Below are 13,234 nucleotides of genomic sequence, written 5' to 3' on the forward strand. Positions count from 1 at the left end.
TGCAGGTGAAAACGTTGACAGAAACAAATCAGCTTTTATTCAAAAGGATTATTTTGATTGTTTATGATATTGTTGCAGTTGTGGCGGCCAGTCTTCTGGCTCTGTTTATCCGGTTTGAAGGACGTTATATTGAAATTCCAAAGGAATATATTTCCAGAAGTTTACAGTATATTCCGGCAATTATTGTAATAACGTTAATTATTTTTTATGGATTTCGTCTTTACAGCAGCCTCTGGACCTATGCGGGGGCGCCGGAACTGATTAACATTACCTTTGCCAGTGCATTGTCTGCCATGGTACAGATGATGGTGATGGTATTTTTTGATGTGAGAATGCCCAGAAGTTATTATATTCTCTATGGAGTGTCTCTGTGGATAATGGTATTTCTCAGTCGGTTTTCCTATCGGGGAATTCGGACTTTGATGAAACGCCAGGCCAGTGGAGAAAATACTTCCCGCGTACTATTGGTAGGAGCTGGAGCTGCCGGAAATATGCTGGTGAAGGAAATCCGCAACAGCAATTATATCAGTAAACAGGTAGTGTGTATTGTAGATGATGACAAGTCCAAAGAAGGCAGCTATCTTCATGGAGTGAAAGTTTTGGGAAACAGGCAAAATATTCCAGAGTTGGTCAAACGGTACAAAATAGACGAAATCATCATTGCCATGCCTTCCGCCCCAGCCAGGGAAATCAAAGAGATTCTGGATGTCTGCAAAGAGACAGGCTGTGAGCTGAAACGATTGCCAGGCGTTTACCAGCTGGTAAACGGAGAAGTTGGTATCAGCAAGCTGAAAGAAGTAGATGTGAACGATTTACTGGGACGGGAGCCTGTGAAAGTAGATTTGTCTACCATATTAAATTATGTTTCCGGAAAGACGATTCTGGTAACCGGCGGAGGCGGATCTATCGGAAGTGAAATCTGCCGCCAGGTGGCGGAGCACCATCCCAGAATGCTGGTACTGGTAGATATATATGAAAATACCACCTATGATATACAGAATGAACTGAAAAGTAAGTATCCGGAGCTGAACCTTGTTGTACTGATAGCATCTGTGCGCAATACAAAACGAATGGATATGATTTTTGAGACCTATCGGCCGGATATTGTATACCATGCGGCGGCTCACAAGCATGTGCCCCTGATGGAGGACAGCCCCAATGAGGCTGTGAAGAATAATGTCCTTGGTACCTGGAAAGTAGTACAGGCTGCGGATAAGTGGAAGGTAAAACGGTTTGTAATGATTTCCACGGACAAGGCGGTAAATCCCACGAATATTATGGGCGCAACCAAACGAATCTGTGAAATGATTATCCAGACTTATAATACCCGCTCTAAAACAGAATTTGTGGCGGTACGTTTCGGAAATGTGCTGGGTAGTAACGGCAGCGTTATCCCTCTGTTTAAAAAACAGATTGAACAGGGGGGGCCTGTTACCGTAACCCATCCTGATATTATCCGGTATTTTATGACCATTCCGGAAGCAGTGTCTCTGGTACTTCAGGCCGGAGCCTATGCCAAAGGCGGTGAAATCTTTGTGCTTGATATGGGGGAGCCTGTGAAAATCGCAGACCTGGCCAGAAACCTGATCTTGCTGTCAGGCCATAAGCCCGATGAGGATATACAGATTGTCTATACCGGACTGCGTCCAGGAGAGAAATTATATGAAGAAATGCTGATGCATGAAGAAGGGTTGCAGGAGACAGAGAATAAACTCATCCATATAGGGAAGCCAATTAAAATGGATGAAGGGCATTTTCTGCTGCAGCTGGAAAATCTGAAAGAATATGTGGTACAGGAGCCCGAAGATATCAGGAAATGGGTGCAGGAGATTGTGCCCACGTATCATCCGCAGAAAATTTAGAAAAGGGGCCTGGCGGTTAATACTGATTTTTAGACTCTGAATTTTAAAATACGAATCTTCCGTAGAAATCAGTGTTTTTGATACCTGAAACTTCTGCGAGAGGTTTGTATTTTTTCTTTTCTGTATGTATTTCAGGGCGCAAAAATACCTTAACTGCATTTTTGAAAGTGCATTTTTCCAAGCAGTATTTTCTTTCTTTTTCCTTCAAATTTTTGAATTTTATCAAGAAGAAAACGGTGATATTTATATTTCTTCTAATCGCATACAGCATGAATTCCTTATATACTTTTTAGGATGTCCGGTAGTTGAACCGACGGAAGATGTCATTTTCTTTGATATCTCCAAAATGCCTTCCTGTCTGTGTGGGACGGATCTGGCGGTTTAAGATTCCTTTCACATAATTCCACAATGCGGCCAACAGCTCTTATCCCACGCATGTTTGCGTAAGTAACTACAGCATATATCATAATTGGATTGTACCCAGTTCTTCTTTTATCTGAACAATTGGCTAACAAGCCTGAAAATTTAATTCCTCCATTACTTTTTTCAGGGTATAGGCCGGCTCATCTCAGGTAAACACAATTTGAAAAACTGAAATTCATTTTCTGTTGCCCTAATTCAAAAAATTCGTTATAATAATCTTGTTTTAGCATAGTTCCATTATGACATGGAACGGAGAAGAGATGGTTGTCGTTAGCCATCTTTTTTCTTTTTCATGGAAAAATTTCAGGGAGCGGGTGTGATTCGTATGAATCATACCCACCCCTGTGTAAGGCTATATATCTTCCGACAGCCCCCTTGAATTTTTTCTTCTGGTTGCGGAAGCCGCTCCGGAGTCTGTGTTTCTGTTTTTGTGACAGCATAATTTTGATTTTTCGCCGCTATAATCCGTGTGGCAGGATAGCTGTTATTATTATGGAAACTGACAGTATATAACCTAAAAATATTTCATTGTTTTATCCATTATTTTCCTTTTCTTTGTAGTATAGTGAAGTGTCCACAGAGATTGGTTGCCGTGTCAGAAAAGAATAATTTTAAATGTGATTTTGCATGCCTCTTTTGGTGTAAGGAATATGATTTTGTACTATAGTACTAATTATATATCTGTTTTGGCAAGAATGGAAGAATTAAATGTATGTTTGAATAATTTTCTTGACAAAACTTAATTTAAAAATTATACTGAATAAAATATAATTAGGAGAGTTTTATCTAATAGTATATGGAGTTATGATTCTTACAGATGAGAATTTGCTGCGGGGAAGATATAAATTAAGCATAATTGGCAATTGCAATTGTCAAATTCAGGGAGTGTGTTAGACATGGAAAGGGAAAATAAAGAAAAAGGTAAAACGGAAAATAGGAAGATTTTATTTTTCGGTGGAATGGTGATAGCAGGGGCTGCCTTAATAATTATTTACCTGGTTTTTACTGGAAATACTCCACAAATGTTTTACGATGTTGTGAATGAATATACAGCACTGCATGGAAGTAATAAATCAGCAGAAAAAAACTTATTTTATATTCTTTCTTTTTTGGGAATTATAAGTTATACGCTTTATTTTTTTATAACTCAAAAAGTAAACAGTTCCAGAATTGCTGCGTCTGGAGTCGGAGAAAATGGTTATATTTATATTATTCTGGCATTAGTAGTATTCACAGGAACATATTATTTTGTATATCTTGAGATAAGTCCTCTTTTGCTAGTGGCGTCTCTCTTTTCTTTGCTTATAATGCTTGTAGATAAGAAAGAAATCATTTCCGGTATCAGCTTTTTTTTCGTTTGTATATATTCTGTGTATGCAATATATAGAGTATATGTTTTTGCTGGAGGTGAAAAGTCATTAAGTATAGCAACTGTAGCCTTGATTTCATTGGCAATTTCTTCAGGAATATTATTTGTAAACAGAAACCATAAAACAGGATATGTGCATGGTGTAATGATTGCTCAGGTGTTAATACCATTTTCTTTGCTTATATTTTTAGTATCAAAGTACAAGTATAAAGAAGAGTATCTTGTACTTCATATTCCATATAGAGTACAGATACTCATAGGGTTATTTATAATAGCATTTGTGATAGAGGCGATTTTGATTGCTTTAAAAAACTGGAAGAAAAAGGGGAATAGTGTTGGAGATATTATTTCATATGGGGTATGTATTTCGATAATGGCTTTTAACAGATATAGCGGGAGCGGTGCTATTATTTCATCTGATCTTCATCATCCCTACGAAAATATTATCGGCTATTCACAAATGTTGGAACTGGGACAGAAAGCATTTTCAGAATATATTCCGGTTTCAGGTATGTATTCTGTTATACAGGGCTTTTTTTTATCTTTTTTTGGATATGGACAAATGGCTTATTACTTTTTGACGCAGAACATATTCTATCTTTTTGTCATTACTATAATAGTAGCATTATTGAGAAAGCAGGTGAAAGGGGAGTGGGCATTATTTATTTCAATGGTGTTCCTTGTGCTGGATTATAACCGTATAGCTTTTATCCTTCCAACTATGTTATTGCTGGCTTATCCAAAACTAATTGAAAATAAAAATTTGTGGTTAAAATGCTGGTATTTATCCAGTTTTTTCCAGGGTCTTTATTATCCGGTATTTGGAGCTGCTGTTTGTATGGGATATTTTCCTTTAGGTATATGGCAGATTATTTCTTATGTAAAATCAGAAACATTTAAAAGAGATATAAAGCAAATATCGTTTTGGATGTGGTGGGCTGTATGTTCCATACCTGTAATGTTGGGGATACCATATTTACTGGGAACAATAAGACATATGAAAGCCATGGGAGGGCAGACTATATACGCAGACGGTATATCAAGGTTTGGACAAGTAATTGCGGATAATTTTTTGCCTTACATTCAGGATGCGTCTCTTCGATTAATCATGTATTATGTTTTTTCATTTTTGATTGTTGTGAGTATTGTTTGGGTATCGGTAGCACTATTTTTAAAGCTTGGCAATGTACAGATTAAGAATAAAAAGATAATAATTGAAAAGCCAATTCCTGCATATATAGCGTTATCACTCAGTATTTTGATGTTGATATCTTTTAGTTATACAGTTATACGAATGGATCCTGATGATATTTATGCACGAAGTGCAGGTACAGTATTTGTTTCTTTTGTGATGTTTGTGGTTGTATCTGATAATTTTATTGTAGATAATAAAGTAAAAAAATATGTGTTAGCGTTTGCAGTGTTTTTGATTGCGGCGGTATCAGGGGAAGGATTTCTTTTTGTTGACACAAGAGTTAAATCAGATGCTCATAGTATTGAGAATTTTAGCCTTTTCAGATATATGTCTGAAATGAGCGCAAGTGCTAAATTAGATGCGCATTACACAGTTCCAGAAGGATATGTGTATGTTGAAAACGATCCGGTTGAAAAGTTAGGAACCTGTTTTGTATTACAATCTGTATATGACAGTATAGAAGGCATTTATAATAGTGTTCAGAATCTTGACAGAGAAGAGTCATATTTTGGAATTGTATCTTTTTTTGGTTATTATTACTTATGTGATATTAAGGGCGATAGTGTAATGGAATCTTATACTATCAAGGGAAAAGATGCAGCACAGGAAACAATAGATTTAATTCAAAAGCAGAAAACTATTGTAGGACCTGGTATTAGTTCCATTAATAATTATTATTTTTATCATTGGTTACTCACGTCTGGAGCCTATGTTTGGTCAGAAGAAAATTTAAGGTTTGAGCCCAATGATGGTACTGTGTCATTAAATGAAATATTACTGCGAAATAAGAATATGGAAATAGCAGCAGATGGTGCGTCTTTAGGAAGAACAGCAGGCTCATGGGGACTGTCTATGGATAGCCTTAAAAGTATTTTTTCCAGTCCGGGGATAGCGTATTCGTTTATCAATACAGATAATACAGTTCAGGCTAAATTGAAGAAAGTGATAGATGGTGATGAAGCTGATTTTGCATATCTGGAATTTGCTGAGATGGATAATAACTATGAATATATATTGTTTAATTTAGAAGAGGCAGTTGTCCAGGATACGGACAAGTATCCATTTTTAAAATATCTGGCGAAAAGAGATTATAACAGAGATTTGACAGTGGTTGTTTCCTGGAGAGACGAAGCAGGAAACAGTCACAGCATGAATTGTGCAATGGGACAGGGAAAGCTGTTAATTCCGTTAGGCGGAGGAAGAGGATGGCTGTTAAATAAGCATTCAGAGATTTCTATTAATGTTATTAATCAAAATGGTGAAACTGTTGCAGTACCGGATATTTCAAATCTGGAATTTTTGAAATTGCGGGAAGTGGAGTGAATGTTGTGAATAAGAAAATATTACTTTTTATCCCTATGTACAACTGTGAAAAGCAGGTTATCAGGGTTTTGAAGCAGCTTACAGATGAAGTTTGCAATTACTTAAATGAAATAATTATTGTCAACAACAGAAGTACAGATAATGGTGAAATAGTTGTAAAGGAATATCTGTCAGAACATAAATTTCCAATCAAGGTGAAATTGCTGCGCAACGACAGTAATTACGGACTGGGAGGCTCGCATAAAGTGGCATTTCAGTATGCAGTGGAATATGATTTTGAGTATGTGATTTTACTTCATGGAGATGATCAGGGGGATATTTCCAATATCATTCCATATTTGAAAAGCGGAGAATATGAAAAATATGATTGTTTTCTGGGAGCACGTTTTATGAAAGGCTCTCAGCTGCAGGGATATTCAAAATTCAGAACTATTGGCAACAGGGTTTATAATTTTTTGTTTTCTGCAGGATGTGGCTACAGAGTGTATGATCTGGGTTCAGGCTTAAATATGTATCGTACAGATATTTTGCAGGACAGATTTTATTTAAAATATAAAGATAATCTGATTTTTAATTATTGTATGGTAATGGGTTCATCCTATTACAGGCACAGGGTAAAATTTTTCCCTATTATCTGGCGGGAAGATGATCAGGTATCAAATGTGAAGATGGTAAATCAGGCGGTAAATGTGTTGAAATTGCTGGGCTCTTTTGTGATAAACAGGAAGAAATTTATTATATCCGAGCACAGGGACAAGGTAATTGCGGAATATACAGCCCAGGTGATTTGGCAAAACGAATAGGCTCAGGTGAGATATTTATGGAAAAAAAGATGAAGTATAATATCATAAATGTCGTTGTACTTTTAATTACTATGCTTTTTTTTATATACAATTGCAGAGATTTGCCGGAAATATTTGCGGAAAAAGATTTGACATCTGTTTTTCTTCTGGGCATAACTGTGATATTGGTGCACGTGATAAAGGCAGGAAGGCTGTATCTTGCTTTGTATGGTTCGGAGATTGCATTCATTACGTATCTGAACACATATTGTAAGGTGACTCCGGTAAGTATCATGTTGCCCTTTAAATTGGGTGAGCTTTTCAGGATGTACTGTTATGGTCAGTTGCTTGGAAATAATTTAAAAGGTGTCGTGATTATACTGTTTGATCGTTTTATGGATACCACAGCACTTATGACAGCAATTTTGCTTGTATGGATTTTCCATGGCGGACAAATAACTTCATTTGCATATATGTTTCTGGTTTTTCTGATTATTACACTGCTGATATATTTTGTTTATCCGGAAGTTTATAAATTCTGGAAACGATATTTGCTGAGGGCAAAAGCATCGGAACGAAAAATGGCAGTGTTGAAAATACTTGAGATGTTAAATTTAATTTACAGAGAAATAGAAAATGTGACTAAAGGAAGAGGGATGATTCTCTATTTTATGTCATTATTTGCCTGGGGAATAGAAATTGGCAGTTTAATGTTTTTAGATGCCAGTTCCCGTTACAGTGATATAAGCCATGTGATATCTGATTATCTGGCGTCAGCTGTGAAAGGAAATCAGTCTGTAGAACTGAAACAATTTGTAATTGTCAGTGCGTGCCTCCTTATTGCGGTTTATTCTGCAAGCAAGGTAGGAGAAATGCTGTTTGGAAAGAAGGTTTATGATTGAAGGTTATCGTTGTTTATGATGATACAGGGCGTAAAAGTGAAGTTATAACAGACATTATAGGTGATAAAGGCTTTGGAGATGTGTTTGTAAAAAAGAGGAGACTGGAAGAATATTATTATGATAATATCAGAGATATTTTTTCTGAGGTGGTCTGGAAAAGAATTCATTCAGTTTTTGAGTATGAGTCTTTGCTGAAAGAGATGGAACTGTATGTTGGGACAGATACAAAAATATTGCATTGTTTTTCAAATTATTTGATTTCAGACGGTAAAAAGGCAGCTTTGTCATTAAAAAAACTTTATTTTATAGATGAGCAGTTTGCTGTTATTGATGGTAAAAGAGCGGTTGCTGCAATGTTTCCGGATACGGATTCTTACATTTCCTTTTGCAAAAATATTATGTCCGGACAGCGGGCATGGGACGTTGTAAGAGGGATGAAGGAATGCTTTGAGATAGAAGGGCTGGTGGACATTGGAATAATTGGAAATTTTATCCAGTGTATTACAGGGAACTTTGATTCAAGGTATTTTAATTCATTGCAGGGGAACGACTATACGATTGTCAAAAGTTCTTCTAACAGAAGGAAAATAAGAGCAGAATATAGTTTTTATCATCTCTTGCCGGATGATATGAAATTTTGGTTTGTGATGCCTTTCAATTACAGGGAAGAATGTTCCGGGAATGCCAGTTATATGATGGAGCGCCTTCATATGACAGATTTGGCTATTAAGTGGGTGCACGGTTCCATGGACGAAACAGAGTTTGAAGAGTTGCTGGATAAGTATTTCTTTTTTTTTCAAAGCAGACATATAAAAAAATGTTCTGATATGGCTTATCAGCAGAAAGCAAAAGAATTGTATGTAGATAAGGTGAATAACAGAATAGCAGAGCTGAAGGGGCTGCCGGAATACCGAAAAATAAAAACATTGCTGGAAGTTGCAGAAGATACTAATATTGATTTTCTGGTGGAAAAATATTTTTCTTTGAAGAAAAATATTGAGGGACGTATACAATATCCAAAAGAATTTGTAATAGGGCATGGGGACCCGTGTTTTGCCAATGCTTTGTATAACAAATCTACGAAAACGCTGAAATTTATTGATCCAAGAGGCGCTCTGACAGAGGATGAGCTTTGGACAAATCCATATTATGATATTGTAAAACTCAGTCATTCCGTATGCGGGAAATATGATTTTTTTAACAATGCATTATTTGAGATAAAGGTAAACAGTCGTTTTTCCTATGATTTGGAGATACCGTTTGATAATGCGGAATATATTAAAATTTTTAAAAAGAAAGTGGAGGAAAATGGGTTTGATTATCTGTCAGTAAGAATATATGAAGTATCTTTATTTCTTTCCATGCTGCCATTGCACATTGACAATCCGCATAAAGTGTTTGGATTTATATTGAATCTGAAAAATATACTAAAGGAGATTGAGGAAAATGTTTGAAGATTATTCGTTTGTGTTTGATATTGACGGTACCCTTTGTCCAATTAAGAATAAAGATGAAAAGTATGAGGAACTGATTCCTTTTCCGGATATGGTGAAGAAGTTAAGATACTATAAGGAAAAGGGAGCTAAAATTATCCTTTATACATCAAGAAATATGAATTCCTATAATGGAAATATAGGTTTGATTAATAAGCATACGGCGAAGGTTCTTTCATCCTGGCTTGAAAAGTGGGATATTCCATACGATGAGATTGTGTATGGCAAGGTCTGGCCGGGACATAAGGGATTTTATGTTGATGACAGAACTGTCAGGCCGGATGAATTTCTTAAATATTCATTAGAAGAATTAGATAAAATCTGTGCTGGTTCCAGATTGAGAAACTATAGGCAGGAGAGAGAAAAATGAAGAAAAAGCTTGATGTAGTAATTACCATGGGTGGGGTGGGTTCTCGATTCAGAAATATGGGATATACCGTTCCAAAGTATATGATAGAAGCAAAAGGCAGGACACTTTTTGAATGGTCTCTGCTTAGTCTGGATGGATATAAGGACAGTGTAGAACAATATACTTTTATAGCAATGAAAGATGACGTATATGATGCGGAATCTTTTATAAACAGAAAATGCCGTGAACTTGGTCTTATGAATTATCATATTATAATGCTGGATTATCTTACGGATGGTCAGGCAACGACAGCAATGCTGGCTAAAAAATATTGGGATTCCGAACATGGGCTTTTAATTTATAATATTGATACATATGTGGAGCCAGGGGAAATGAATGACAGGGAACTGAAAGGAGATGGATTTATCCCATGTTTCCAGGCAGACGGGGAACATTGGAGTTTTGTGCGCCTTGATGAAGTGGGAAAAGTAACAGAAATTAAAGAAAAAAAGCGAATATCGAATTATTGTACATTAGGGGCATATTATTTTAAGACCTGTGAACTGTATGACAGATTGTATAATGAGTACTATAATAATACAGGAGAATTTATAAACGGGGAAAAATATGTGGCTCCTTTATATGATTATTTACTGTCAAAAGGAGGTGAAATATACATTTCGGATATTGTGCCTGAGAAGGTACACGTGCTGGGAACACCAGAGGAACTGGAAGTTTTTTTAAACAGCGATGTAATTTGAAAGTGTGAAAAATAAATATAAGGTCAGGTATGAATTACATGTCATTTTAGAAAGGAAGCAGGATAAAATTTGAAAAATATACTGTTGCAGGCGATAAAATTTACAGGGATAAGCGGTATAGGCTGGAGTCTTGATTTTTGTTCCTATGTTGCCCTGGGACTTGTTTCTGATAATTTAGCTGTAAATAACATATTAAGTTCATGGACAGGGGTAACGTTTGTTTTTATGTTTGCAACCAGACGGGTATTTCAAAATAGCAGCAAAATACCGCTGAAATATAAGTATTTCATATATTTATTATATCAAAGTGTATTGATTGTGTTTATATCAAAAGTATTAGATGAAATTAATATGCTAATCTTAAATGACAGCACTATGGAAATTATTGTGAGATTTTCTTCTGTTATTGCCAAAATTCTGGTAACGCCAATTACTATGGTGTTGAATTTTCTGGTTATGAAGGGGGTTATAGAGAAGTTGTAGGTGGAAATTGCGCTGAAGAATGGTTTTGTCACTATGGCTATTATGTATCAGAACACTACTTTACAAGTTTATGATTAGCCCATTTGTTTTAAACACAGGAGTTTCAAGGTTTTGATAATGATGTTTGATTTTATGTGGTTTCGGTATTCAGTATCAAATTGGCATAAAATACCTGTTGGCGTATCCGTTCACTAAGGGCAAACCGGAACTCCTGTACGCTGCCACTCCTGTATGCTGCAAATCGCTCTATCCATATATGGGAGCAGCTTCATAGCGCAGTAGCTGACATTGATCAGTACCATGCATGTCGCAAGCTCTAGCTTTGATTCCTTTTTCTGCCATATGTGGTATCCAGGCGGAACAGAGAGGTATGAAATTTTGTGTCGGTTCTAGATAGAGACACAGAACATGATATTGATAAAGCAATGCCCATTCAGGTAATTGGAGACGTTATACGCTGCATGATCGAAAAGCTTTGACACGTCCTCAAACTTTGTCCCGAATTTTGGAACCATAGTGTTGTCGATGCACAGGAATACCGGTTGTGAATTCAGGCTGTCAGGGATAAGGCGCAGGGAAATCCCTGTAGTGACATTCATGAAAGGGGTATAGTCGGTCTTTGCGTGAGAGCACACATAGAAAAAAGCGTTCAGGGACTTGAGCGCTATGCCGGATAAAAAGTGCTTGTAGAGAGAGCGGATGGAATTTGCGGATTCATTGCCAGCACGGAAAGCACGAACAGAAACAGGGTTCCAGCAGTTGGGCAGGGAAAGTGATAAAATATGCAGAGAATTTTATTAAGCCTATCAATTATGTGTTTATCGTTGTATAATAAGTTTGACGTATGAAATCACTTCTTTGGGGGTGCGGACATTTTCTTGAACTGGCTAAGCAGCCAGACCAAGGCTCCTCCTGTACTCCAACGGGCTCATGTTTCCAAGGGATATTTTTATCCGCTTTTCGTTATACCATGACAGATATTCATTCAGTATGTCAATGAATTCCTGGATGCTTACTCCTGTCCAGTCCCGGTTGTAAAACATCTCGTTTTTCAGACGGCCAAACAGCCCTTCGCAGGCGGAATTGTCAGGGGAGCATCCCTTTTTTGACATGGAACGCTCCAATCCGGCTTTCTCCATGCGGCTTATCCAGCCAGACCAGCGGTAGTGATCCCCTGTCAGAATGGACGACGGGATGCTCCGCCACCCCTGACTGTGAGATTGCGCCATCCAGCATGTCATTCACCAGGGCAGCATCCGGTGTCGTGCTGACCGTCCAGTATGGCAGCATCCCATCAAAACAATCCACAATCGGGGAAAGATAGACCTTTCCGGCAGGGATGGCGAATTCTGTGATGTCGGTAAGCCATTTCTCATTCGGTTTTTCCGCATGGAAGTCCCTGTTTACCACATTTGGCACAGAAGGCGAGATCTCCCCTTGATAAGAGCTATATTTCCGCCTGCTCTTGACTCTGACCGCAAGCCCATCTTCCGCCATGATCCTGCGCACAACTTTCTCGGAGATGACGGTTCCCTCGCGGCTGAGCAGGGCGTGTATCCTGCGATACCCATAACGCCCGTTGTTTTCATGGAAAAGGGCGGAGATCCTTTTACGTATGCTGGAATACTTGTCCTGTTTTTTGAAGACAGTCTCCTGATAATAATAACTGCTTTTTGGCAGTTTAAGCTGTTTTAGCAGCAATGGCAGCGGATATTTCCCTTTCAAGGCATCAACAATCGCTGCCTTCTCCCTGTTTTTGAGGGTTTCTGTGTTGATGCCGGGGTCTTTTTTTAATACATTGATGGTTTCCTTTAATATGTCTATTTCCATCTGCATGTCATCCATTCGGGCAAGCAGATGCCGCATTTCAGCATCAGGGGAATCCTGCGTGCCTTCCACAAGGGTACCAGGTTTTATGTTTTTGTCGTTCATCAGTGCGACCGTGCCTCCCTGGAGATATTTTTTCCGCCAGGCATAGATGCTTGCCCGGCTGTAGCCAATCTCCTCTGACACATATTTTATACTTTCTCCAAGCTCAAAGCAACGGTGGATCGCATCCATTTTGACTTCGACGGGAGGGTTACGTGGGTGCGTTGCGGTATTAGTGTTATCCAATGCCTTTCGCGGCGTCTTTTGGATACCCTCGTTTTCAATCCATGTATAGAGTGCCCTTCTGGTTGGATATCCCAGCACGCGTATGGTGTTAGTTACAGAACCGCACTGGTGATAAACCTGTAATGCGATGTTGATTTTGTCCTGAGAATACATAGTGATCCAGCTCCTTTCGGAGTC

At 37.8% G+C, this 13,234-nt stretch carries 10 protein-coding genes; 8 read left to right on the forward strand and 2 right to left on the reverse strand.

What is annotated here, in order from left to right; all coding sequences use genetic code 11:
- The first annotated feature begins 5 nt into the window (after nucleotides 1-5).
- The 8 genes from C805_RS09300 (at nucleotide 6) to C805_RS09335 (ending at nucleotide 10,942) form a co-directional block, all read left to right on the forward strand.
- Nucleotides 6-1,862, forward strand: a complete 1,857-nt coding sequence (locus C805_RS09300; RefSeq protein WP_016213572.1) for a polysaccharide biosynthesis protein — start codon at nucleotides 6-8, stop codon at nucleotides 1,860-1,862.
- A 1,319-nt stretch (nucleotides 1,863-3,181) separates the two neighbouring features.
- Nucleotides 3,182-6,172, forward strand: coding sequence for a hypothetical protein (locus C805_RS09305; RefSeq protein ID WP_016213573.1), 2,991 nt, complete (start codon nucleotides 3,182-3,184; stop codon nucleotides 6,170-6,172).
- A gap of 5 nt (nucleotides 6,173-6,177) precedes the next feature.
- A complete protein-coding gene (locus tag C805_RS09310) occupies nucleotides 6,178-6,975 on the forward strand; it encodes a glycosyltransferase family 2 protein (RefSeq protein WP_016213574.1) in 798 nt (265 codons plus the stop codon).
- A gap of 29 nt (nucleotides 6,976-7,004) precedes the next feature.
- The gene (locus tag C805_RS09315; protein ID WP_256379640.1) at nucleotides 7,005-7,856 is read left to right on the forward strand and encodes a lysylphosphatidylglycerol synthase domain-containing protein; all 852 of its coding nucleotides are present in this window, start codon (nucleotides 7,005-7,007) and stop codon (nucleotides 7,854-7,856) included.
- A complete protein-coding gene (locus tag C805_RS09320) occupies nucleotides 7,853-9,310 on the forward strand; it encodes a hypothetical protein (RefSeq protein ID WP_016213576.1) in 1,458 nt (485 codons plus the stop codon). The genes C805_RS09315 and C805_RS09320 overlap by 4 nt, the downstream gene beginning before the upstream one ends.
- Nucleotides 9,303-9,719, forward strand: coding sequence for an HAD family hydrolase (locus tag C805_RS09325; protein WP_016213577.1), 417 nt, complete (start codon nucleotides 9,303-9,305; stop codon nucleotides 9,717-9,719). The genes C805_RS09320 and C805_RS09325 overlap by 8 nt, the downstream gene beginning before the upstream one ends.
- Nucleotides 9,716-10,459 (forward strand): glycosyltransferase family 2 protein, encoded by a 744-nt coding sequence (locus C805_RS09330; protein ID WP_016213578.1) that lies wholly within the window; start codon nucleotides 9,716-9,718, stop codon nucleotides 10,457-10,459. Before C805_RS09325 ends, C805_RS09330 begins: the two co-directional genes overlap by 4 nt.
- A gap of 69 nt (nucleotides 10,460-10,528) precedes the next feature.
- Nucleotides 10,529-10,942 carry a GtrA domain-containing protein gene (locus C805_RS09335; RefSeq protein ID WP_016213579.1) on the forward strand — a complete coding sequence of 138 codons (414 nt, stop codon included), beginning with the start codon at nucleotides 10,529-10,531 and terminating at the stop codon, nucleotides 10,940-10,942.
- An 887-nt stretch (nucleotides 10,943-11,829) separates the two neighbouring features.
- Here C805_RS09335 and C805_RS26945 read toward each other — a convergent pair.
- Nucleotides 11,830-12,054 (reverse strand): IS3 family transposase, encoded by a 225-nt coding sequence (locus C805_RS26945; protein ID WP_016213580.1) that lies wholly within the window; start codon nucleotides 12,052-12,054, stop codon nucleotides 11,830-11,832.
- On the reverse strand, nucleotides 12,029-13,210 hold the full coding sequence (locus C805_RS09340; protein WP_016213581.1) for an IS3 family transposase: 1,182 nt from the start codon (nucleotides 13,208-13,210) through the stop codon (nucleotides 12,029-12,031). Before C805_RS09340 ends, C805_RS26945 begins: the two co-directional genes overlap by 26 nt.
- Nucleotides 13,211-13,234: the final 24 nt, after the last annotated feature.

This window comes from Eubacterium sp. 14-2, assembly GCF_000403845.2.
Lineage (GTDB): Bacteria > Bacillota > Clostridia > Lachnospirales > Lachnospiraceae > Petralouisia.

What these genes read in the sequence shown, in the direction of transcription:
- C805_RS09305 (WP_016213573.1), top strand. Translation starts at nt 3,182, where the DNA reads ATGGAAAGGGAAAATAAAGAAAAAGGTAAAACGGAAAATAGGAAGATT.
- C805_RS09315 (WP_256379640.1), top strand. Translation starts at nt 7,005, where the DNA reads ATGAAGTATAATATCATAAATGTCGTTGTACTTTTAATTACTATGCTT.
- C805_RS09325 (WP_016213577.1), top strand. Translation starts at nt 9,303, where the DNA reads ATGTTTGAAGATTATTCGTTTGTGTTTGATATTGACGGTACCCTTTGT.
- C805_RS09330 (WP_016213578.1), top strand. Translation starts at nt 9,716, where the DNA reads ATGAAGAAAAAGCTTGATGTAGTAATTACCATGGGTGGGGTGGGTTCT.
- C805_RS26945 (WP_016213580.1), bottom strand. Translation starts at nt 12,054, where the DNA reads ATGTCAAAAAAGGGATGCTCCCCTGACAATTCCGCCTGCGAAGGGCTG.
- C805_RS09340 (WP_016213581.1), bottom strand. Translation starts at nt 13,210, where the DNA reads ATGTATTCTCAGGACAAAATCAACATCGCATTACAGGTTTATCACCAG.